Raw genomic sequence first — 21,277 nt, 5'->3', positions numbered from 1 at the left:
ACGGCTCTGCGTCACCTAAATCACATTCCTTACCTGGCAGGTAATTGCTTGCATTACTTGCGTAGTCTTAGGTCGCAATCATCGATATCAAAAGAAAGGACATGCCATGGACCTGCAAGAGAAGCTTTTGAAAACCGGGGCCGGGTTGGTGATTTTGTTCGGCGGCGTCATCTGGATGGGGGCCCATCCCGCTATGGATGCTGTGCCAACCTTTTTTGGCGATCTGATCTTTTGGCCGCTCGATGGCGCGCAGAGACTTACGTCCGAGGGGGCAAGACTGCTCAGCGCGATCGGCGGGGGGATCATGGTCGGTTGGGGTGTCCTTCTGTGGGCACTTGCGGGCGAGGGGATGCGCATCGCGCCTGTATTCTCGAAACGGGTTATCCTTGTTTCGATCTGGACATGGTTCTGCGTCGACAGCTTGGGGTCTGTGCTGGCGGGCGCACCGTTTAATCTGATCGGCAACCTTGTGTTCTTAGGGATGTTCACCATTCCGTTTCTGGACCGTTTCGCCTCAAAGGGTGTATCGACAGCAAAAGCTGACTAGGGGCGCTTTGAGCCGGGGATCGGATGGACTTTCTGTTTCATGGGCCGAGATGCTGGTGGGTGATATCGATATCGACGACGCAAGGCGCTGAAACCCCAAGCTTCTCTGCCAGCCGCCGCGAAAATGAAACAGTCATGACGGCAGTTTGCTTGATCTGTGTTTCACTGGCGACAAGGGTTTTTAACTCGGTGGTGCTGGTTACTGCGCCAAACATCGTGCGCTCGGTCTCAACCACAGTGCCATGCCACTGATTTGGGCCTTGTTTGGTCCAACTCACATCCGCATCCAGCACGCGGTTAAACTGTTTGAAGTCAAACGGGGCCTTAAAGGTCATCGAGTCATGATACAGGATTTCGGTCTGCGGCCCGCTTTTGATTTCTTGCTGAATCTCAGGCGTGCAGCCGTTGACCTGACGAACGGTTGTCGCGCCCTGCCAGACACCATCTTTGGGCCGGATATCCGCAGCCGAGGCCCGTTGCGCCGAGGCAATGCCAAAAGCCAGAAGCATCGCAAGAAACAGCAGCAGGGCTCTTTTTGTATCCGTATCCAGAACACGACCGGATTTGTAACGTCTTAGAATGAAAATGCGTTTTCTGTGCTTATGTTGCACGTTTCTACTCCTTTGCTTCATGGCCTCTGCGTAATCACGCGGTGGTGGGAAAAAGCTAAAGCAAACAACATATTTTGAGCGTCTCGACCCACCGGCGAGAACAGTTCGAGGTGTCCTTCTCGACCGGATGGGACGTTATTCATTTGGAAGATGGCTAGTTAGGTGATGTGTCCCATTGGGGCGATTTCATTGATGCGCTTGCCACAGGTCGCGTCCAAAATCGTTCTAAAGCGGTCGCCCGCCCGACGGTCCCTGATCGTCATCAAAACAGTAAGTAGATTGAGGAAATTCATGACATTGAATTCTCGTAGTTGCGGAAAGTTTGCCGCAATTGGATTTGGCGTTGTGCTGAGCAGCACCCCAATATCCGCCCAGGTTGCCAATACCTTACCGGCTTCGGACAAAGACTGGGCATTTTACATCGGCGCAGGCGGCGGACTGGTCCCCGAATATCAAGGGTCGGATGAGTATGAACTGGCACCGCTGGTCACCTTTGAAGGTGTCTGGCGCGACAGGTTTGTAATCTCGGATCAGGGGCTGGGCGCCTTCCTTTACGATCAGAACGGATTTCGTGTGTCTGCGGCTGTCGGCTATGGCGGCGGACGGGACGAAGACGATAGCGACGATTTGAAAGGATTGGGCGATATCGATAATAGCGCCGTGTTGTCCTTGGGAACGCAGTTCGATCTGGGTCAAAGCCTGACCGCGACGGCGGATGTCAGGAAGTTTCTGGGCGGCTCGGAAGGTACCGTTGTGTCACTGGGTCTGCAGACGCAGGTGCCGTTTGGTGTGATCCGAGGCGCGCTGGCCCCGACAGGTCGACCTTACAGCGACGAAACCAGCCAAAACGGTGTCGTTCTGATCGGCGGGGTTTCTGTCGATTGGGCGGATGATGACTACAACCAAAGTTTCTTTGGTGTGACCTCAGCCCAATCCGCCCGTTCAGGTCTGCGTCAATACACAGCGGAATCTGGTGTGAATGCGCTGAATGTCGAACTTGGCGTCAGCAAGCAGATTGGCAGAAGCTGGGGTGTCACCGGCTTGTTGGCCTATTCGCGCCTGTTGGGCGACGCGGCGGACAGCCCGATTGTGAAATCGAAAGGAAACTATGCAGCCGTCGTGTCAGTCGCCTACCAGTTCTAAGACCTGACAGGCGACACCTCGTCGACTGGGCCAGCACGGCAATCGTGCTGGTTCAGTTGCTTCAGAGCTTATTTGCGCACATCAGATGGGGTTTTCCCCGTCTCGCGTTTGAACGCCTTGTAAAAGGCCGAGCGCGAATTGAAGCCAACGTCATACGCAATGTTCAGAATGGTCTCATTGGTCGAAGTCAACTGTTCGATTGCATCATTGATCCGCCATCGGTTGATATAGTCAAAGAATGTGCTGTTCAGGTTGGCATTCAACGTTTGCGAAACATAATGCGATGTGACCCCGATATGTTTGGCCAGATCCCACAGGCTAAGGTTCGGTTCGCGGTACAGCAGGTCCTGGCTCATTGCCGTTTCGATCTTCTTCGCGATCCGCGCGGCGCGTTCTTCGTCAAGGGCTGATTTCTTGTATTTGCGTCCTGACGGCTCATCCGGGTCAGGTGGGTCTGTCACTGGTGTTCGGGACAGGCCTGGGCGTTGACGCAACCCCCATATGCCAATGACCCAGAACAGGAATAGCAGGGCAAGGCTTTCCAGGAAATCAAGCAACTCATCTTGTACCTCGAACCCGACAGCCTCGGACACTGTAAGTATGCTGACGGCCGCCGACAGAAACCAAAATGACATGGCTGCGAAAGTAATCACCCAAACCCAAGTCAGCTCTCGGTTCTCGGTGCTTGCAAAGACTTCGCGCAACCGTTTGCGATAGGTCATCAACATTCGGATGATCAGGATCAGGTAGACGGCCATTATGATCCGGAACAGTACATCAGCGACCAAAACCGCCAAGGCGATCAACACAAACCGCAACAACCGGGGATCGTCCTCTGGAAGGTCCACATCGCTCAGATCCGTTGGCAGAAACATCAGGGATGACATGAGCAGCCCGGAAATGATGATCGGGGGCAGGTGATAGCGCAGCTTTGGCTTGGGTGCTTCATCCGCTTCGCTGGTCAAGGCCCGGACATAGAGCCAGAACAAAAAGGGGCTTGCGAAATCGAACAGAACCACAAGCACGCTGACGCGCATCACAAGATTGAACTCGTCCTCACTTCCCGACGCGTCGGCGATCAAAGCGCCAAGAGAGGACAGGCCTTGTATAAGAAACAGAGCGGCCAGTGGCATGAACACACCGGTATCGCGCTTTCGCAAAAACAGCAGATTAGCACAAAACAAGCATAGCCCAATAAAGGCGGTATCAACGAATTGGGTAGCGGATTCCAATATTATTTACTCTCTGAAAATCGACCACGGGTGGTCTCGCGCTGCAGCCTCTTCATGCCCTCTACAGCATGTGATCTGACATCTAACAATTTCATGGGGTTTGTCGTCTCTTTTGATCGGACAGGACGTTTGAGGGGGTGTTAACAGGTTTCAAATCTGCATTTTTTGTGCGCGGACCTTTGGTTAACTATGACTTGGCGTGGCGCGCCAGAAACTCCGAGAACCGGGCCAGACCGACTTTCAGATCCTCTGTCGGGTTGGAGTAGCCAAGCCGCAGCCAGCCCTCCATGTCCATCGCACTGCCTGGCGTCAGCATCACACCTTCTTCTTGCAAAAGCGTCACGCATAGATCGCGCGAGGACATTGGCAGATCGTATTTCAGCAAGGCCGTAGTGCCGGATTTTGGCGGCACCCAGCTGAGCAGCGGCTCGTTCGTGATCCAATCCTGAACGATCCGCAGGTTTTCGCGGGTGATCCGGTGCGCACGCGCCAGTATCTTGTCGCGGTGTTCCAGCGCCATAGCGGCTAGCATTTCGTCGATCTTGCCGACCGAGATGGTATTGTAGTCCCGGTGGATCATCACATCATGCATCAACTCTTTGGGTCCCGCGATCCAGCCAACCCGCAGCCCAGCAAGTGAATAGGCCTTGGACATGCCCGCCGTGCTGATCCCTTTTTCGTACAGGTCCGCGACCGCGGCGGTGAAGCCGTTGCCTGTCTGATCCGTTCCGCGATAGACCTCGTCACAAAGCAGCCAAGCATCGACGCCACGCGCGATTTCGGCGATTTCACTCAGCAACGCTCGATCCATCAGCGCGCCGGTTGGGTTGTTTGGATTGTTGATCGCAATCAGGCGCGTATCGGGTCGCACCATCGCTCGCAACTCATCCAGATCGGGCAAAAAGGCGTTTTCGGGCCGCAGATGCAGCAGTTCAATATCGGCACCGATGCTTTCGGGGATGGAATAGTGTTGCTGATAGGTCGGGATTACAGAGATCACGTGATCACCGCGCGACACCAGTGTCTGATGCACCAGAGAGTTCGCGCCTATGGTCCCATGCGTCGTTAGGATATTGTCGCGGCCTTGACTGTCATACAGGCCACTGATCGCATCGCGCAGACGCTCTGACCCTTCAATTGCGCCATAGGTCATCTTCATGGATGACAGATCGTTAAGAATGCTGTTGTGCTGGCCCGCCATGTCGAACAGTTCGCCCAGCGTGATGGACTGAACGCAGGTCTCAGCCAAATTGAGCTCACAGGTTGTTTCGAACTCATTCATCCAAATCTCAACGCCAAAGGGTCTGATTTCCATTGGGGCTCTCCTACTCTCAGCATTTGGGGCTTTGGCACGTCACTGACGGCACAGGCCATGAAGATCCCTTATAACCTCAAACCAACCAAGCGGAAGAAGGCAGGTTTTGTGCCTGAGATGTATGGTAGAAATTTACTCCGCGAACGCTGGTTCGACCCGAACATCAAGATGTCTGTTTTGAAACTGAAAATGTCGCATGTCTCTCAGCATATGAACGGCACGACTTTATCCTGCGCATGTGAGGTGCCGCTGTTTGAGTCTCAGGCAGCGGAGAATTGGGAAGCCGGTGAAATTCCGGCGCTGCCCCCGCAACGGTAAGGAAGGTCAGGTTCGACAATCAACCACTGGGACGAGGATCCCGGGAAGGTGTCGTAGCCGGGCGCAAGCCCCTTTCAAGTCCGGAAACCAGCCTCGCAGATATGTCAAACCGCGGGTGGCGGTGGGGGCACATGTTTCGGACGTGTTCCTCGCGCGCTTCCGGACGGTTCCTCCTTGTCATCTGCCCAAGCAATGCCGCGGGGCGCGGCAGGAGAGCCAGAAATGAACAGCATTCAAAAAGCCTGTTGGCACGTCGCATCCCCGGCCACGCGCTCGAGCAGGCCTTTTACACCGATCCTCAGGTTTTTCAGGCCGATCTTGAAGCCATCCACTATCGCGACTGGCTGTTTGCCATTCCGGCTTGTGAACTGGCGAAAGCAGGGGATTATGTTACCTATACCGTGGGTGCCTATCGCGTGATCATTGTACGTGGTGCAGACAACCACGTAAGGGCGTTTCACAACACCTGCCGCCATCGTGGTTCGATCATCTGCAAGGCTGCAAAAGGCAATGCACCCAAACTGGTGTGCCCCTACCACCAATGGACCTATGAGCTTGATGGCTCATTGCTGTGGGCGCGTGATATGGGGTCGGATTTCGATCCCAAACAGCACGGTCTGATGACAGTGCATTGCCGTGAGCTTGCCGGGTTGGTTTACATCTGTCTGGCTGATAACCCCCCAGATTTCGACATGTTCGCCAATACCGCACGCCCCTATCTTGAGCCGCATGATTTGGGCAACGCCAAAGTGGCTTTTGAAAGTTCAATCATTGAGAACGGCAACTGGAAGCTGGTTTGGGAGAATAACCGCGAGTGTTACCACTGCGGTGGCAACCATCCCGCGCTGTGCCGCACCTTCCCTGATGATCCTGCAGTCACTGGAATCGAAGGGGGTGAGACGCCGCTACACATGCAAGCCCATTTTGACAGATGCGAAGCCGCCGGGATGCCCTCGCAATTCCACCTGCATGAAGGCGGGCAATTCCGTATGGCTCGGATGCCTCTGAAGGAAGGGGCGCAAAGCTATACAATGGATGGGAAATCCGCTGTGCGGCGCTGGCTGGGCCGATCGCCCTTTGCGGATGCAGGTGCATTGTTGAAATTCCACTATCCAACCACCTGGAACCACTTTCTGGCTGATCATTCCATCGTGTTCCGGGTCACACCAATCAGCCCGACTGAGACCGAGGTCACAACCAAATGGCTGGTTCACAAGGATGCCGTCGAAGGGATCGATTACGATCTGAAACGTCTGACCGAGGTCTGGATTGCCACCAATGACGAAGACCGTCAGGTGGTCGAGGATAATCAACTGGGTATCAACAGCCCGGTCTATGTGCCTGGCCCGTATTCGCCGACGCAGGAATCTGGTGTGCTGCAATTCGTGGATTGGTATTGCAACACGCTGGTTGGTCGCTTGGCCCCCGAAACAGTGGCGGCGGAGTAGCGGTGATGAAAGATCTCAACACTGTTGCGAGTATCTGGCAGGATGCCGAAACACTGGAATGTGTGTCAGTCGTCCCCGAGATGGTAAATACGGCCAGTTTCACTTTTCGCGCCCCGTCTGGGTCGATGTTTGCGTACCACCCCGGACAGTTCCTGACTTTGGAAATCCCGGCTCCAGGACAACCGGGTGGGGTTGTGCATCGCACCTACACGATCTCTTCTTCTCCCTCGCGGCCACGGTCGATCACGATCACCGCCAAGGCCCAGCCAGACAGCATCGGCACGCGCTGGATGTTGGACAACCTACAACCCGGCATGCGGATCAAAGCCATCGGGCCTGCCGGGCTGTTTTCGAATGTTCAAAGCACGGCAGGCAAATACCTGTTCATCTCTGCCGGGTCCGGCATCACGCCGATGATGTCGATGACCACCTGCATGTGGGATGAGGGGCGTGATCTGGATATTGTCTTTATCAACTGCGCCAAGCGACCGTCCGAGATCATCTTTCGTCAGCGGCTGGAACACATGGCCAGCCGGACCCCGGGACTGGATTTGAAATTTGTCGTTGAAGAAGCAGATCGTTATCGTCCGTGGACGGGGTATCAGGGGCAGTTCAACCAGTTGATGCTGGGCCTGATGGCGCCTGACTATCTCGAGCGTGAGGTCTATTGCTGCGGCCCGGAACCTTTTATGCAGGCGGTTCGCGAGGCACTGGTCGGGCTGGGTTATGACATGGACAACTACCATCAGGAAAGCTTTGGCGCGCCGATTGAATCCGAGGCCGATCAGCCAGAACTGGACGATGTGGTCCCTGATGATGACAGTAAGGCTGAGATCCTGTTCGCAAGCTCGGGTGTCACCACCAAAGTTGCCGAAACCGACACGGTTCTGGCCGCTGCACGGTCGGTTGGGTTGAACATCCCCTCTGGCTGTACGTTCGGCGTTTGCGGGACTTGCAAGGTCAGAAAAACCGCAGGTGAGGTGCATATGGTCCACAATGGCGGAATATCCGAAGACGATATCGAAGCCGGTTATATTCTTGCCTGCTGTTCCAACCCGATCGGTAAGGTTGAGGTGGAGGTTTAGTCTCAAAACCGCCCCGGAATGCGCCCAGGGCGGTTTGTTTGATCCTACTATGAAACGGTGAACTGCCCCATCATGCCGCAATCTTCATGTTCTAGGATGTGGCAGTGATACATATAGGGCGCGTCAGAAGGCGCATCATGGTCGAACCGCACCAGAACTTCGGACCAGCCATCTTCGATATGGACCATATCTTTCCAGCCTTGCGCATAGGTGGGCGCGGGGCCTCCGTTTTGCGAGAGAATGCGGAAAGAACAGCCGTGGATGTGAAAGGGGTGCAGTTGATCATCAACTGAGATACGCCAGATTTCGGTATCGCCTTTTCTGACCGTCTCATCAATCCGGTCCATTTTCATTGGTAGCCCGTTTATGGCCATCGCTCCGGCATCGCCGCAGAAATTGTCCCAAGCCAGCGCAAGTGCCGCAAGATCGGCCCCGACATTCATGTTCAACTCAAAAGATCGCGTGACTTTCGCATCAGAGGGTTGGGCAGGGGTAAGATTGGCCAGTCTGGTCGGCATTGACCCGGTGAAACCGGTTTGTGCGGTTCTCGCCAACCGCAAAGCGGTCACTGTTTGGTTCCCTCCAAAAAGGTTGGCAAAGAACCCACCACCGTTCCCGTTCAGATTGACATTTAAGGCGTTCGCCTCAAGCGCGCTCATATCCACAAGAACCTCATACCTTTCACCAGGCGACATCAGGATGCTTTCCGCCTCGACGGGTGCGGGCAGAAACCCTCCGTCCGATGCGATCACCGTGATTGGCCCGGTTTCCATTGACAGTCCAAGGAAACGCGCGTTGCAGGCATTCAGAATGCGAAGCCGCACAAGGCCGGTCGGAACCGCTTGCGCGACGGGTGTGATGGTGCCGTTGACGATAAGAGTATCGCCTTCAAAGCCATCCTCAAACACGGCAGCAGACACATTGTAGCTCATGCGTCCATTTGCATCGAACATCTTGTCCTGAAGGATCAGCGTGAAATCATCCACCCCATAGGTCTGCGGCAAATCGGCTGAAAGGCTACCGTCGTCTTCGACCAACAGGACACCGGCAAGCCCTTGATAGGTCTGGCGTGCGGTTTTGCCATGCATATGAGAATGAAACCAGTTCATCGAAGCGTGTTGAACAATCGGCACATCCGGCGACCAGACGCTGCCATGCGCGATCTCTTGATGTGGTCCGCCATCCACACCTCCCGGAATATGCAGCCCGTGCCAATGAAGGGTCGACATGTCACCTATGTTGTTAACTACGTCAAAGGGCAGCGTTTGGCCTTGTTTAACCTTAAGAACCGGACCGAGGTAGCTGTTATTTATCCCGAAAGTCGCGCTTTGTGCACCAGTGCCAAAGTCATGCGTCGATGGGTTCAGCGTCAGCGCAATACGCTCTTCGATCCCGTTTGTAAGGTCCGTCATTGGAACTAGCGGCAGGGCGCGCGGGGCAGATTGGGCCCAGGCAATGCCGCCGCCTGCAGCCAAGGCAGTTGCCCCAGACGTTTTCAGAAATGTTCTGCGATCCATTGAAGTCACCAATCAATATCAACTAAGATTGATGAAATAGGTGTGAGGACAAATTGTCAACCTTGATTGATAAACGCGACAATGACTTTCTGGACCAAAACATCAAAGGCATGATGATGACTTTGATCGCCCATTGGAACGCGCGCATGGATGATGCGCGGGCACAGACGGAGTTTGCCGCGATACGGCCCGCAGATATGCAGGTCTTTGCCCAGCTGCGCGGGCGCACGGCTAAACTATCTGTCATTCATCGAGAGATGGGGTTTTCTCGTCAGGCTGCACAGCAGGCGGTTGACCGGTTGGTCGCACATGGCATGGTTACCGTTGACACGGGGCCTGACAGTAAGCGCGACAAAGTGGTGACAATAACGGAAAAAGGTCACCGCTGGCGCAAATGCGCCGCAGATCAGATCAGAGGGATTGAGGCGGAAATCGCCGATACCTTGGGGGCCGATAGCAAAGAGCATCTGCGCGCTTTGCTAAAGGACCTTGTTGTAACCACCCAGACTTAGGGTCGGCTATTCCGACCTAAAGACTGCGTCTTATCTGGTCGCTTCGAACAAGCCTCGGATATCTCGTGCAGTGAGTGGGATGGGATTACCGCCTACGCTTGGGTCGCGCAAAGCGGCCTCTGTCAGCGCATCGAAATCCGGGTCTTTTACGCCCAGTTCGGTGAGAGTGCGCGGAATGTTGAATGACGCATTGAAGCCATCGACAAAAGCGCAGAACCCGTCAAAGCCGCCCTCAATTCCCAGATAAGCCGCCGCCTGATCAAATCGTGTGTGGATAGCATCGGCGTTGAACTTCAAAACGGCGGGCATGAACACTGCATTGGTCGTGCCGTGGTGGGTATGATGAACTGCGCCTACGGGATGGCTGAGCGCATGGATCGCTCCCAATCCTTTCTGAAACGCTGTCGCGCCCATGGCGGCCGCGCTCATCATCTGACCGCGTGCCTCCAGATCGCTGCCGTCTGCGTAGGCACGGGGCAAATACTCTTTGACCAGTCGCATCCCCTCCAACGCGATGCCTTGGCTCATCGGATGGTAATGCGGGCTGGAATAGGCCTCGACACAATGGGCGAAGGCATCCAGCCCCGTCCCTGCGGTGATGAATCTGGGCATACCTACTGTCAGTTCCGGGTCCATGATGACCTGAGCAGGCAGCATCTTGGGATGGAAGATGATTTTCTTTTCGTGGCTTTCTGAATTCGTGATCACGCTGGCTCGGCCGACTTCGGACCCGGTGCCTGCCGTGGTGGGAACGGCCACAACCGGTGCAATGGCATCTGCATCCGCGCGGGTCCACCAATCGCCGATATCTTCGAAATCCCAGATAGGGCGCGTCTGACCTGCCATGAAGGCAACGGTTTTGGCCAGATCAAGGCCCGATCCACCGCCAAAGGCGATCACCCCGTCATAACCACCTGCATTGTAGGCTGCGACACCAGCCTCGGCATTTAGATCTGAGGGGTTGGCGTCAACTTCGGCGAAAAGTCCCGATCCCAGCCCGGCGCTTTCCATCAGTGCCAGGGTCCGCTTGGTGATCTCATTCTCGGCAAGGCCCCGATCAGTGATAAGCAGGGGTTTCGCGATCCCTGCCGCTGCGCAGGCCTCGCCAATCTCGGCGATGCGGCCAGCACCAAAGCGGATGGGGTTGGGGTAGCTCCAATTGGCGGTTTGGGTCATGATTTCAGCTTCTTCAGATGGTAGGATTTGGGGCGGGTTACAGCTTGAAAGCCGAGAGTTGACAGGCCAGCACCACGCCCGGTGTCTTTACATCCGGTCCAGCACAGGGCGGGGTCCAGATAGTCGCAACGGTTCATGAATACGGTGCCGGTTTCCAATTGGCGACCAATCGCCTCTGCCGCATCTGCATCGCGGGTCCAGAGCGAGCAGGTCAGGCCGAACTGGCTGTCATTCATCAGACGAATGGCCTCAGCGTCGTCTTGCACGGGCATGATACCCACCGCCGGTCCAAAGGTCTCATCTCGCATGATCCGCATGTCATGGGTTACATCCGTTAGGATTTGCGGGGTCAAATAGGCGCCCCCATCATCGGCGGGCATGGTTGGGATATGCGCTGTAGCACCTGCTGCAATCGCCTCATCGATCTGGGCGCGCGCTTCTTGTGCAAACCGTATATGCGCCATCGGCCCGAGAGTAGTTGAAGGGTCAAGCGGATCACCCAGCACATAGGTTTTCACCAACGCGACCGCCTTTTCGACGAATGCGTCAAACAGGCTGTGATGAACATATATTCGTTCGATCCCACAACAGCATTGGCCCGAGTTAAACATCGCCCCATCAATCAGCGTCTCAACTGCCGCATCCAAATCCGCATCGGCGCCCACATATCCGGGGTCTTTACCGCCCAATTCGGTTGAAACCGCTGTGAACGTCCCTGCAGCGGCACGTTCCATCGCGCGGCCTCCGCCCACTGAGCCGGTGAAGTTGACCAATCCGAAATGACCCTCGGCGATCAGGGTCGAGGTTGTGTCATGATCCAACACGATATTGGTGAACACCCCGTCGGGCAGGCCAGCGGCCGCGAAGGCCTCGGCCAGATGTTCCCCAACCAGAATGGTTTGTGATGCGTGTTTCAGAACCACCGCATTGCCAGCGATCAGCGCGGGTGCAATCGTGTTGATCGCGGTCATGTAGGGATAGTTCCAGGGGGCCAAGACAAAGACAACGCCCTGCGGTTCCCGCTCGATCTTGCGCAGGAAATCATCTGAGTCTTCGACCACAATCGGGGCCAGCGCGTCTGCGGCGATCGAAGCCATGTAACGGGCGCGTTCTTCGAAGCCGCCGAACTCACCACCATAGCGTACTGGGCGGCCCATTTGATGCGCCAGTTCCGTGACCATGCGATCCGTGGTTTCACCGATATAGGCAACGGCTTTGTTCACATAGGCGATGCGATCTTGCAAAGGCAGCGCAGCCCAATCGCGTTGTGCCGCCTTGGCCCGCGAAATGACATCCCGTGCTGCGTCAGCGGATAAACACGCCCGTTCAGCATAGACCGAGCCGTCAATGGGGGAGGTACAGGTGATCTTGCTCATCTGTCAGGCCTTTTCAAAACCGCGGGCGATTTCCCAGTCAGTGACGATGCGGTCAAACTCTTCCTGTTCCCATTCAGCCGCGCGAGTGTAGTGATCGATCACATCATCGCCCATTGCCCCGCGCAGCATCGTAGAACCGCGCAAGGTTTCGGTGGCCGCCCGCAAAGTGCGAGGGATTTCAGGAACGCTGTCATCCTCGTACATGTCACCTGTGGCCGCATCGGCCAGTGTCAGCTTGTCTTCAATCCCCTTTAGCCCGGCAGCCAAAAGCGCAGCTTGGGTCAGATAGGGGTTAATGTCCGATCCTGGGATGCGGCATTCGACCCGGACGGCCTTGGTATCTGCCCCACAGAGCCGGAAACCGGCGGTGCGGTTGTCGACAGACCAGGCGGTTTTGGTCGGTGCAAATGTACCCTTTGCAAAACGCTTGTATGAATTGATGTACGGCGCGAAGAAGTAAGTACAATCTGGCGCATAGGCGATCAGCCCGGCCATGAAATGCCGCATCAGGTCAGACATCCCGTGCGCGCCATCCCCCTGGAAAGCGTTCTCAGCGCCTTGCCAAAGCGACATGTGCACATGCGAGGCACTTCCAACCCGATCCTGATGCCATTTGGGCAGGAAACTGGCGGAATGACCCTGTTGCCACGCGATCTCTTTCGTGGCGTGTTTCGCAATCGTGTGGTGATCAGCGCAAAGCAGTGCCTCAGCGTATTTGATGTTCAGTTCTTCCTGACCAACCTCGGCCTCACCTTTGGAGTTTTCGATAGGAATTCCAGCGGCATACAAGTGATTGCGTAGGGGGCGCATCACATGTTCTTCCTTGGTGGTCTGAAGGATGTGGTAGTCCTCGTTATACGGCCCCAGAGTGGTTAGATCGCGATAGCATTCAGCGCGCATCTCATCGAGCGGTTTTTTGAAGATAAAAAACTCAAGCTCCGTGGCCATTTTGGGGGTAAGACCCATGCTTTCAGCGCGGGCGATTTGTTGTTTCAAAACCTGTCGGGGTGCGTGTGACACCGGTGCGTGGCTGTGGTGATCCATAACATCACACAGAACCATTGCCGTTCCTTCCAGCCACGGCAAAGGCCGTAGCGTCGTCAGGTCTGGCTTCATCACATAATCGCCATACCCCTGGCTCCAACTGGTCGAGGCGTAGCCATCTGGGGTCGCCATCTCAAGATCAGTGGCCAAAAGGTAGTTGCAGCAATGTGTTTCCTCATGGCCGCTTTCAAGGAAGTTCGACACATGGAACCGTTTGCCCATGAGCCGGCCTTGCATATCGACAAAACACACAAGAACAGTGTCAATCGCGCCCGAAGCGGCCTGTTCTTTCAGTGCATCAAAGGTGAGCGGAGAGGTCATTTGGCAATCCTTGAATAGGGCAGGCAGCGCCCCGAACTTGTCGGGGCGCCGGTTGGTTCAGCCGTAGCGATAGGGGCGTCCGGCTTTTTGCATATCCGCGTTATACTGGCGGAAAATGTCAACGATCTTGGCCTTGGTCGGGCTTTCGGCGGCAATCTCATCCCAGAATTCGACAGCCGCGTTTTCGACCTGCGCCCATTCCTCATCGGGGATCGAGGTGAGCTGCATCTTGGTGCCGTTGACCCGCAGGTTGGCCTCGCCACCCCAATACCACCACTGGCGGTAGTAGTGGCTTTGCTCCATGCAGACAGCAAGCAAGGCTTGCAGGTCTTCGGGCAACTCGTTCCAGCGGTCCATATTGGCGAAGAAGTGGCCGATCCACGCGCCTGAGATGTTGTTGGTCAGGAAGTAATTGGTCACATCGGCCCAGCCAACGGTGTAGTCCTCGGTGATGCCAGACCAGGCGATGCCGTCAAGTTCGCCGGTTTGCACCGCGACTTCGATATCTTCCCATGGCAGTGTCACTGGCACGACGCCAAACTGGCTGAGGAACCGGCCTGCGGTTGGGAAGGTAAAGACCCGCTTGCCCTTGAGATCTTCGAGCGAGCGGATGGGGTCCTTGGTGGCAAAGTGGCACGGATCCCAGGCGCCGGCCGAGATATGTTTTACGCCGACTTTCGAGTATTCCTCGTCCCAGATCTCTTTCAAGCCATACTGGTTGAACAGAACTGGCACATCCAGGGAATAGCGTGATCCAAACGGGAAGTAGCCGCCAAACACGGTCACTTCGGTAGGTGAGGCCATCGAGTCATCATCAGACTGCACCGCGTCAATCGTACCGCGCTGCATTGCCTGGAACAGCTCACCTGTCGGGACCAGCTGATCTGCAAAGAACAGCTCGATCTGCATGCGATCGCCTGCAATTTTGTTAAAGGTCTCTATGGCGGGAACCACCACCTCGGCTGCCAGTGCAGCGCCCGCGTAGGTCTGCATCCGCCATGTGATCGTCGATTGCGCCAGAGCCGGAGTGGCCAGCGCGGCAGGTGCAGCGACCGCGGCACCTTTGATAAACTTGCGTCTTGTGGTCATGTGAACCTCCTTGTTCAGTTACACTCGATCTTGCAGTGCGCTCTTGTCGGCGCTTAATTTCCGTAAACTGTTTGTGGTAGCCAAAGGGCGATCTGGGGGAAGATCATGATGATCGTCAGCGCCCCCACCATCACCGCCACAAAAGGTATGATGGATCGATAGATATCATTCAGAGTAATGCCCGGGGGCGACATCGCCCGCATCAGGAACAGATTATACCCGAAGGGCGGTGTCATATAGGCGATCTGTGTGGTGATCGTATACAGCACGCCGTACCAGATCAGATCGAACCCAAGCGCACCTACCAGCGGGATATAGAGTGGCGCAACAATCACCAACATCGCCGTGTCGTCCAGAAACGTGCCCATCAGAATAAAGCTGAGCTGCATCAGGATCAGGATCATCCAGGGTGATAGGCCCAGACGTTCGGTGAACAGGCTTTCGATGGCTTTGACCGCACCCAACCCGTCGAACACGGCGCCGAAGGCCAGGGCGGCGAGGATGATCCACATGAACATGCAGGTTATCCCAAGAGTGTTGCGCACCGAGGTTTCAAACACCGTCCAGTTCATACGCCCCTTCAGAACCGCAGCAACAAAGGCTGTGATTGCACCAATGGCTGAGCTTTCGACGAGGGAGGTCCAACCATTTACAAAGGGGATCATCATGGCAAAGAAAATCCCGAACGGTAGAAGTCCGGACAGCAGCAAGCGATACTTTTCGACCTGCGGCATCGCACGTTCTTCTTCTGATAGGACCGGGCCAAGATCAGGGTTCATGCGGCACCGCACGGCGATGTAGATCACAAACATCGCGGCCATCATCAGGCCAGGGATCACACCGGCCAGCCAAAGCTGGCCGACGGGCTGTCGTGCGATCATCGCATAAAGAACCAAAACAACCGAGGGCGGTACCAGAATCCCAAGGCTCGACCCGGCCTGAACAACGCCTGTGACCATGCGTTTGTCATACCCGCGGCGCAGAAGCTCGGGCAGGGCAATGGTGGCTCCGATGGCCATGCCGGCAACCGATAGCCCGTTCATAGCTGAAATCAGCACCATCAGCCCGATGGTTCCGATGGCCAGACCACCGCGCAGACCGCCCATCCAGACATGGAACATCCGATACAGGTCATCGGCGATGCGGCTTTCCGACAGGATATAGCCCATGAACACAAACATCGGCACGGTCAAAAGCGGATACCAGCGCATCAGCTTGATGGATTGCGAAAAGGCGATATCGAACCCGCCGCGATCCCCCCACAGCATCAACGCAGCAATCACCGCGACAAATCCGATGGCGCCAAAGACGCGCTGACCGCTGAACAGCAGCACCATCATCGAGGCGAACATCATCAGGGCAATGAACTCGTAACTCATGCTATTTCTTCGCCCTTAAGTCGCAAGATATCTTTGGCCAGTTCCGACAGGGCCTGCAGCAGCATCAGGATGATCCCGACACACATCACAGTCTTGATGGGCCACAGATACGGGCGCCAGATCGTGCGGCTGCGTTCAAGTGTTCCAACCTCTTCCGAGCCGGTCACAAGACCCGCGAAGAAAGAGAGGGGTTCGGTGCCCCAGTAGCCCAGTGAATACGCGGTCGAACTGATCCCACCCCACAGCAGAACCAGCAGATACGCGATCAGGCAAAGCACCATGATCGCATCGGTTGCGGCCTTTCGGCGAAGCGACCAGTTGTCATAAAACAAGTCCATCCGCACATGGCTGCCCATCTGGATGGCGTAAGGCCCGCCCAGAAAAAAATAGGCAATCATGGCGAATTGAGCGACTTCGAGTGTCCAGAGTGATGGCTGGTCAGAAAACTTGCTGATGGTCGACCACAAAAGGACGGCCATCATGGCAAAGATGCCAAACATGATCACACGGCCGATACCGTAGTTCAGCCGGTCGATCACTGCGATAAAGGCCTTTAGAAGCTTCATCGCGTGGCACCCTCGACCGAGGATTCCGAGCAGGTTTTCATCGCTTCGCGCAGCCAATCCGCCAACACATTGCCCATCTGTTCGCATTGTTCGGGTGTTGCGATCAGATCATTTCGGATTTCGATCATGACGTTCATCAGACCCCGGGGCAATGCATGATGCCGCAGCGTATGTGTGACGCCATCCGCCGGTCCGTAAGGCGCATTGCGCTGAACATCATACCCAGTTGCCACATCGAGCATCGCATCCGCCAATCGGCTGTCTGTGTCGTGCAGGATTCCGATTTCAACTGATCTGCTCTGGCCCCTGTAGACCGGTGTGAAACTGTGGATGGTCACAATCGCCGTGTGATGATCACGAGCATTCAAGGTTCTGGTCAACAACGCCTCGAAGGGGCGATAGAACTGAGCGGTACGCGCCTGTTTTTGCGCCGCAGTCATTCCCTTGTTCCCTGGTACTAACGTATCTTCGCTACGTTCGGGCATGGCGCTTGCTGCCTCAGGCGGGCGATTGCAATCGTAGATCAGTCGCGAGACGGTGCTGTAAACCAAAGGCGCGTCCAGACGCTCTGACATTGATCGCGCGGTCTGCAAGGCACCGGGATCCCAAGCGATGTGGCTTTGCAGCGCATTCTTATCCAGCCCGAGGGAGTGAAACTCAGATGGCATGTGCGCGCTTGCATGTTCACACACCAATAGGACAGATGACGACCCTTCGGGTTTTTCGACCCGCGGTGCAAACTCAGCATCTGTGGTGCGCTGTTCCAATCAGAATCCCCCGTTCTTTGTAAAGTTTTCTTCAACAGCGTTTCCTCTGTCAACAAGTTTATGTAAATATTCGTACAGGATGAGGATGAGTGGTAATATTTTGACTATGTCGAATGCTGTAGATACGATGGACAGAAGAACCAGTCAGGGTGACCATGCAGACCATCGCTGAACGATTGCAGGATAAAACCGGCGACCTGACCCGGTCGGAACTTCAATTGAGGGATGTGATCCTCAGAAACTATCCGGCGTCCGGGCTTGGAACTATCACCTCACTGGCGGAGGAGGCCAAGGTTTCCACCCCCACAGTTGCGCGCTTGGTGCAGAAGCTTGGTTTCGCGGGCTTTCCCGAGTTTCAGCGCGGGTTGCGGGATGAGCTGAACGAAAAGATTTCCAGCCCGCTTACTAAGCGCGAAAAATGGGTTGATGACGCGCCTGACGCGCATTTGCTGAACCGGTTCACCAAGGCCATCATCGACAATATCGGCCAATCCATGGCCAAGATTGACCCCGCTGCGTTTGACACCGCCTGCGATATGCTAAGCGATACGAAGCGAAAGGTCTTTATCGTCGGCGGTCGGATTACACGTACACTGGCAGACTACTTCTTTCTGCATTTTCAGGTCATCCGGCCCGATGTGACCCTGATTGCGTCAAACTCAAATGCCTGGCCGCACTATGCGCTGGATTTTGACGAAGATGATGTGGTCGTCATCTTTGATGTGCGGCGATACGAAAACAGCACGCTGAAACTGGCCGAGCTTGCCCGTGAGCGGGGGGCACAGATTATCCTGTTCACGGATCAATGGATGTCACCAATTTCCGATCTGGCACATGTTGCGTTCAGCAATCAGATTGCAGCGCCGTCAGCCTGGGATAGCAACCTGACAACCATGTTGATATCCGAAATCGTGATCGCCGAAGTGCAGGAGCGTAACTGGGACACCACCCGCGCCCGTATGGAAGAGCTTGAGGAAATGTTCGACCGTACAAAGTTCTTCCGGAAGTTTTGAAGCGCCCGAGCATTGTGTCGGGCCACTTGCAGGCCTCATCGCGCGTGTCAAATGGGCTTTTTGTGCGTCTTTTGTGCAAACCATTGGCAGATTTTCGCCAGAGGGTTTGCAGAGCTCTTTTCTTTGCAGGTCGGATCGCCCAGAAATCTTAAGAGATTCTAAACAGGTGATGAAGTTTCGTGCAGGACAACGCCCGGAAAATGAATACAATCTGGCAGTATCTGTCCGTTCCCACTCGGGCAATTGCAGCGCTCGGGCTTGTTGTGCTGGTATCAGCCTGTTCTCAAAACTCACCTTATAGCGGTCTCAATCCCGAACGTCAGTTCATGGCTCTACAAGAAGTCGAACGAAAACAGGCGCTCGGACACAGAGTGTGGTGCGTTCCCTATGCGCGAAACCTGAGCGGTATCCAGATTCGTGGCAATGCCAAGGATTGGTGGGGTAAGGCTCACAAGACTTACGACCGAGGTGCGGACCCAGCTGTGGGTGCGGTGATGTCATTTCGCGCCACGCGTGGAATGTCTTTGGGCCATGTCGCGGTTGTGTCAGAGATCGTTGATGATCGGCAGGTTGTCATAAATCACGCCAATTGGCACCGTAACAAAGTGTCGTTGAAAATGGGTGTACGGGACGTGTCGAAGAATAACGACTGGACGCTGGTCCGGGTCGAAAGCCAGCCCGGACGCTACGGCAAACCCTACCCGGTAAACGGATTCATATATCCGAAAGCTGACGAGTAGTTTGGTCCACACTAATTTCGAAACTGCAGACAGCCTGTGCTGTATTTGCTCTAGGCGCCAATCGCTCATAGCCAGTTGATACTCTGAGACGTTGAAATCGATCAATCCGACATCTCAGTGACGTGGGTCATCATTCCGTCTACGCGCGCATCAAGGCTCTGAGAATGCAATTGCAGCATTTCTAGGCTGGCTTTCAGATCGCCCTGATCGATATCACACGCGATCACGACCACGCGGCTTGTCGTGTCGCCTCCGGTCCATGATTTCAGCGGCACCGGAGCGTCGAAAATGTGCTGCACCCCGTGAAAAACGAAGGGCCATTCCATGCCCTGAACATGCACGATGCCTTTCATGCGCAGGATGTTGGGGCCTTTGAGATCAATCAGCGTTTCCAACCAAAGATCAAAGACACGTGCAGGTATCGGATCTGCGACCTCGATTGAGGCAGAGCCAATAAGGCTCTCATGGTGGAAATGAGTGCCTGCGGGGGGGTGGGGCATGGGGTCAGATGTGACCACCTTTGGTGCAAATCCGGACAACCCAGCCAATGGGTCGGGCTTTGGCTTTTCTGACCCAAGCCAATCCAAAAGATCATCTGCTGTGGCGCTGCTACGCATCGCAGACAAGCCGAATAGCGCGCCGACCGGAACCTGCCCGTGTTGGGCGGTTATGAGTTGGGCGGTTCCATTGATCCCTTCCAACCTAGCTGTGAACCGTTTGATGTCGGTCGGAGTTACAAGATCGGTTTTGGTCAAGACAATCAGATCGGCCATCGCGATCTGACTGACCGCTTCAAACTGCGTATCAAGGGTGCGAGGGCCGGTTGCCACATCAGCCAATGTGACGACACCATCCAAGCGGAAGTTTGGTGCGATCAGGTCGTCGATAACCATTGTATGCAAAATCGGACCCGGATCAGCGATCCCGGTGGTTTCGATAACCACGCGATCAAAACTAAGCTCGCCCCGTTCTCTGCGGACAAACAGGCCGGCGAACGTATCCGCCAGATCGCCCCGGATCGAACAACACAGGCAACCGGATTGCATCAACACCACGTCCTCGGTCGTTTCCTCGATCAGATCATGGTCAAGTCCCGCATCGCCAAGTTCATTCATGATCACCGCTATGCGACCGGCTTCTGGGTCCCTGATAAGATGGTTCAACACTGTCGTTTTGCCCGCGCCCAGAAAGCCTGTAAGCAAGGTGACTGGTATGCGATTGTCCGCTTTCTCCATCTGAGTTGTCCCTTGATTCATTCTATGCGGATTTTTCGAAGTGAAAATAACGTTATATCATTACAGTATCAAGAGTAACATGGGGCGCTAACTTGCCTAAGGGGCTAGTTAATCGGGCTCAAAGCCGGCGCAGAGGTGTGCGTGTGGCTTGGAATGTGCCTCATCTTAATGTCCTGCATAGGCCGACCAAATGCCGAATGCACCAACTACGATCAGGCTGATCGCCCAGGCAACATCCAGATTGAACCAGCTTCTTGAGATGAATTTCAGACCAAGCCAATGGTAAACAAAAACTGCGATCAAAGCCCCGGCGGAAGTCATGGCAAGGGTATGAACCGCAGCCACCGTGAAGGCCGTAAAGACATCATTGGTCATCAGCGCCTGCGCAGCGGCATGGCCTGTTGCGGCCACATTGCCCGGCTCAAGCAATCCGCAAATTCCCAGATAAATCGGGACCAGCATCAACCCGGCCCCATGTGCCATAGCGGCCAGAAATGACCAAAGGGCCAGGCGCGCCGGATGGACACGGGCCAATATCTTGGGGTGCTTTCGATTGATCAACAGGTAGATACCCATCGCAACCACAATCACGCCGGCACCCAGGCGGATTTCGGTTTCGCGCTCGACGAGAATAATCATCAACGAGAACGGCAGCAGAATACCGATCATCGCCAGGAAATGCCCCAGCGCCAACATCATAAGCGCCTTGGTCATGGCCGAGGGTTTACGCTCCATCAGCGCAGAGGACACGGCTAAGGGCCACCCCATGCCGGGATTTATCCCGTGATATAAGCCTGAGAAAATGACGGCCCACCAGAGGGCCGTCAAAGACAGATCTTCCATC

20 protein-coding genes and 1 riboswitch are annotated in these 21,277 nt (G+C 55.3%); of the genes, 7 read left to right on the top strand and 13 right to left on the bottom strand.

Going from position 1 to position 21,277, the window contains the following annotated elements; genetic code table 11:
• The first annotated feature begins 106 nt into the window (after positions 1-106).
• Positions 107-547: a hypothetical protein gene (locus AC2FFE_RS05460; protein ID WP_496846096.1), complete on the top strand. Its 441-nt coding sequence runs from the start codon at positions 107-109 to the stop codon at positions 545-547.
• A 37-nt stretch (positions 548-584) separates the two neighbouring features.
• On the opposite strand, the gene AC2FFE_RS05455 is transcribed toward AC2FFE_RS05460, so the two are convergent.
• A complete protein-coding gene (locus tag AC2FFE_RS05455; RefSeq protein ID WP_496846095.1) occupies positions 585-1,157 on the bottom strand; it encodes a hypothetical protein in 573 nt (190 codons plus the stop codon).
• Positions 1,158-1,448: 291 nt separating this feature from the next.
• Here AC2FFE_RS05455 and AC2FFE_RS05450 point away from each other — a divergent pair, with 291 nt between their 5' ends.
• Positions 1,449-2,300 (top strand): MipA/OmpV family protein, encoded by an 852-nt coding sequence (locus AC2FFE_RS05450; protein ID WP_496846094.1) that lies wholly within the window; start codon positions 1,449-1,451, stop codon positions 2,298-2,300.
• A 68-nt stretch (positions 2,301-2,368) separates the two neighbouring features.
• Here the strand turns inward: AC2FFE_RS05450 and AC2FFE_RS05445 are convergent, their stop codons facing one another.
• Together AC2FFE_RS05445 and AC2FFE_RS05440 are read right to left on the bottom strand one after the other, a co-directional pair.
• Positions 2,369-3,433 carry a helix-turn-helix domain-containing protein gene (locus AC2FFE_RS05445; protein ID WP_496846093.1) on the bottom strand — a complete coding sequence of 355 codons (1,065 nt, stop codon included), beginning with the start codon at positions 3,431-3,433 and terminating at the stop codon, positions 2,369-2,371.
• A 286-nt stretch (positions 3,434-3,719) separates the two neighbouring features.
• On the bottom strand, positions 3,720-4,847 hold the full coding sequence (locus tag AC2FFE_RS05440; RefSeq protein WP_496846092.1) for an aminotransferase: 1,128 nt from the start codon (positions 4,845-4,847) through the stop codon (positions 3,720-3,722).
• A gap of 224 nt (positions 4,848-5,071) precedes the next feature.
• A riboswitch (cobalamin riboswitch) is annotated at positions 5,072-5,275 on the top strand.
• A 132-nt stretch (positions 5,276-5,407) separates the two neighbouring features.
• On the opposite strand from AC2FFE_RS05440, the gene AC2FFE_RS05435 reads away from it, so the two are divergent.
• Together AC2FFE_RS05435 and AC2FFE_RS05430 are read left to right on the top strand one after the other, a co-directional pair.
• Complete coding sequence (locus tag AC2FFE_RS05435; protein WP_496846230.1) at positions 5,408-6,613, top strand: aromatic ring-hydroxylating oxygenase subunit alpha; 1,206 nt, start codon at positions 5,408-5,410, stop codon at positions 6,611-6,613.
• Positions 6,614-6,618: 5 nt separating this feature from the next.
• Positions 6,619-7,698 (top strand): FAD-binding oxidoreductase, encoded by a 1,080-nt coding sequence (locus AC2FFE_RS05430; RefSeq protein ID WP_496846091.1) that lies wholly within the window; start codon positions 6,619-6,621, stop codon positions 7,696-7,698.
• A 47-nt stretch (positions 7,699-7,745) separates the two neighbouring features.
• Here AC2FFE_RS05430 and AC2FFE_RS05425 read toward each other — a convergent pair whose 3' ends face one another.
• Positions 7,746-9,215, bottom strand: coding sequence for a multicopper oxidase domain-containing protein (locus AC2FFE_RS05425; RefSeq protein WP_496817975.1), 1,470 nt, complete (start codon positions 9,213-9,215; stop codon positions 7,746-7,748).
• A gap of 53 nt (positions 9,216-9,268) precedes the next feature.
• On the opposite strand from AC2FFE_RS05425, the gene AC2FFE_RS05420 reads away from it, so the two are divergent.
• Positions 9,269-9,727 (top strand): MarR family winged helix-turn-helix transcriptional regulator, encoded by a 459-nt coding sequence (locus AC2FFE_RS05420; protein WP_496846090.1) that lies wholly within the window; start codon positions 9,269-9,271, stop codon positions 9,725-9,727.
• 30 nt (positions 9,728-9,757) lie between these two features.
• Here the strand turns inward: AC2FFE_RS05420 and AC2FFE_RS05415 are convergent, their stop codons facing one another.
• The 7 genes from AC2FFE_RS05415 to AC2FFE_RS05385 are packed head-to-tail and all read right to left on the bottom strand — an operon-like array spanning position 9,758 to position 17,445.
• Entirely contained in the window at positions 9,758-10,903 is a 1,146-nt protein-coding gene (locus AC2FFE_RS05415; protein ID WP_496817977.1) for an iron-containing alcohol dehydrogenase, read from the bottom strand.
• Positions 10,900-12,279 carry an aldehyde dehydrogenase family protein gene (locus tag AC2FFE_RS05410; protein WP_496846089.1) on the bottom strand — a complete coding sequence of 460 codons (1,380 nt, stop codon included), beginning with the start codon at positions 12,277-12,279 and terminating at the stop codon, positions 10,900-10,902. The genes AC2FFE_RS05415 and AC2FFE_RS05410 overlap by 4 nt, the downstream gene beginning before the upstream one ends.
• 3 nt (positions 12,280-12,282) lie before the next feature.
• On the bottom strand, positions 12,283-13,644 hold the full coding sequence (locus AC2FFE_RS05405; RefSeq protein ID WP_496846088.1) for a glutamine synthetase family protein: 1,362 nt from the start codon (positions 13,642-13,644) through the stop codon (positions 12,283-12,285).
• A 57-nt stretch (positions 13,645-13,701) separates the two neighbouring features.
• Positions 13,702-14,733: a TRAP transporter substrate-binding protein gene (locus AC2FFE_RS05400; protein ID WP_496817980.1), complete on the bottom strand. Its 1,032-nt coding sequence runs from the start codon at positions 14,731-14,733 to the stop codon at positions 13,702-13,704.
• A 53-nt stretch (positions 14,734-14,786) separates the two neighbouring features.
• Positions 14,787-16,112: a TRAP transporter large permease gene (locus AC2FFE_RS05395; RefSeq protein WP_496846087.1), complete on the bottom strand. Its 1,326-nt coding sequence runs from the start codon at positions 16,110-16,112 to the stop codon at positions 14,787-14,789.
• Positions 16,109-16,678, bottom strand: coding sequence for a TRAP transporter small permease subunit (locus AC2FFE_RS05390; RefSeq protein WP_496846086.1), 570 nt, complete (start codon positions 16,676-16,678; stop codon positions 16,109-16,111). The genes AC2FFE_RS05395 and AC2FFE_RS05390 overlap by 4 nt, the downstream gene beginning before the upstream one ends.
• Positions 16,675-17,445, bottom strand: a complete 771-nt coding sequence (locus AC2FFE_RS05385; RefSeq protein ID WP_496817982.1) for an N-formylglutamate amidohydrolase — start codon at positions 17,443-17,445, stop codon at positions 16,675-16,677. Before AC2FFE_RS05385 ends, AC2FFE_RS05390 begins: the two co-directional genes overlap by 4 nt.
• A 155-nt stretch (positions 17,446-17,600) precedes the next feature.
• On the opposite strand from AC2FFE_RS05385, the gene AC2FFE_RS05380 reads away from it, so the two are divergent.
• Both AC2FFE_RS05380 and AC2FFE_RS05375 read left to right on the top strand, forming a co-directional pair.
• Complete coding sequence (locus tag AC2FFE_RS05380; RefSeq protein ID WP_496817983.1) at positions 17,601-18,458, top strand: MurR/RpiR family transcriptional regulator; 858 nt, start codon at positions 17,601-17,603, stop codon at positions 18,456-18,458.
• Positions 18,459-18,784: 326 nt separating this feature from the next.
• Positions 18,785-19,198 (top strand): CHAP domain-containing protein, encoded by a 414-nt coding sequence (locus AC2FFE_RS05375; protein WP_496846085.1) that lies wholly within the window; start codon positions 18,785-18,787, stop codon positions 19,196-19,198.
• A gap of 101 nt (positions 19,199-19,299) precedes the next feature.
• On the opposite strand, the gene AC2FFE_RS05370 is transcribed toward AC2FFE_RS05375, so the two are convergent.
• Positions 19,300-20,433, bottom strand: a complete 1,134-nt coding sequence (locus tag AC2FFE_RS05370; RefSeq protein ID WP_496846084.1) for a CobW family GTP-binding protein — start codon at positions 20,431-20,433, stop codon at positions 19,300-19,302.
• Between the two features lie 165 nt (positions 20,434-20,598).
• Positions 20,599-21,276, bottom strand: coding sequence for a hypothetical protein (locus tag AC2FFE_RS05365; RefSeq protein ID WP_496817986.1), 678 nt, complete (start codon positions 21,274-21,276; stop codon positions 20,599-20,601).
• Position 21,277: the final 1 nt, after the last annotated feature.

This window comes from Ruegeria sp. YTSA168, from assembly GCF_059610045.1.
Note: the sequence above shows the minus strand (reverse complement) of the source record. Positions and strands in the feature narration are given on the sequence as shown.

Bases quoted from the DNA above. Each gene is read 5' to 3' on its own strand.
- AC2FFE_RS05375 (WP_496846085.1), top strand. From the start codon at position 18,785: ATGGCTCTACAAGAAGTCGAACGAAAACAGGCGCTCGGACACAGAGTG.
- AC2FFE_RS05460 (WP_496846096.1), top strand. From the start codon at position 107: ATGGACCTGCAAGAGAAGCTTTTGAAAACCGGGGCCGGGTTGGTGATT.
- AC2FFE_RS05445 (WP_496846093.1), bottom strand. From the start codon at position 3,433: ATGCCACTGGCCGCTCTGTTTCTTATACAAGGCCTGTCCTCTCTTGGC.
- AC2FFE_RS05380 (WP_496817983.1), top strand. From the start codon at position 17,601: ATGCAGACCATCGCTGAACGATTGCAGGATAAAACCGGCGACCTGACC.
- AC2FFE_RS05395 (WP_496846087.1), bottom strand. From the start codon at position 16,112: ATGAGTTACGAGTTCATTGCCCTGATGATGTTCGCCTCGATGATGGTG.
- AC2FFE_RS05370 (WP_496846084.1), bottom strand. From the start codon at position 20,433: ATGGAGAAAGCGGACAATCGCATACCAGTCACCTTGCTTACAGGCTTT.
- AC2FFE_RS05405 (WP_496846088.1), bottom strand. From the start codon at position 13,644: ATGACCTCTCCGCTCACCTTTGATGCACTGAAAGAACAGGCCGCTTCG.
- AC2FFE_RS05400 (WP_496817980.1), bottom strand. From the start codon at position 14,733: ATGACCACAAGACGCAAGTTTATCAAAGGTGCCGCGGTCGCTGCACCT.
- AC2FFE_RS05425 (WP_496817975.1), bottom strand. From the start codon at position 9,215: ATGGATCGCAGAACATTTCTGAAAACGTCTGGGGCAACTGCCTTGGCT.
- AC2FFE_RS05415 (WP_496817977.1), bottom strand. From the start codon at position 10,903: ATGACCCAAACCGCCAATTGGAGCTACCCCAACCCCATCCGCTTTGGT.
- AC2FFE_RS05390 (WP_496846086.1), bottom strand. From the start codon at position 16,678: ATGAAGCTTCTAAAGGCCTTTATCGCAGTGATCGACCGGCTGAACTAC.
- AC2FFE_RS05450 (WP_496846094.1), top strand. From the start codon at position 1,449: ATGACATTGAATTCTCGTAGTTGCGGAAAGTTTGCCGCAATTGGATTT.
- AC2FFE_RS05440 (WP_496846092.1), bottom strand. From the start codon at position 4,847: ATGGAAATCAGACCCTTTGGCGTTGAGATTTGGATGAATGAGTTCGAA.
- AC2FFE_RS05365 (WP_496817986.1), bottom strand. From the start codon at position 21,276: ATGGAAGATCTGTCTTTGACGGCCCTCTGGTGGGCCGTCATTTTCTCA.
- AC2FFE_RS05430 (WP_496846091.1), top strand. From the start codon at position 6,619: ATGAAAGATCTCAACACTGTTGCGAGTATCTGGCAGGATGCCGAAACA.
- AC2FFE_RS05410 (WP_496846089.1), bottom strand. From the start codon at position 12,279: ATGAGCAAGATCACCTGTACCTCCCCCATTGACGGCTCGGTCTATGCT.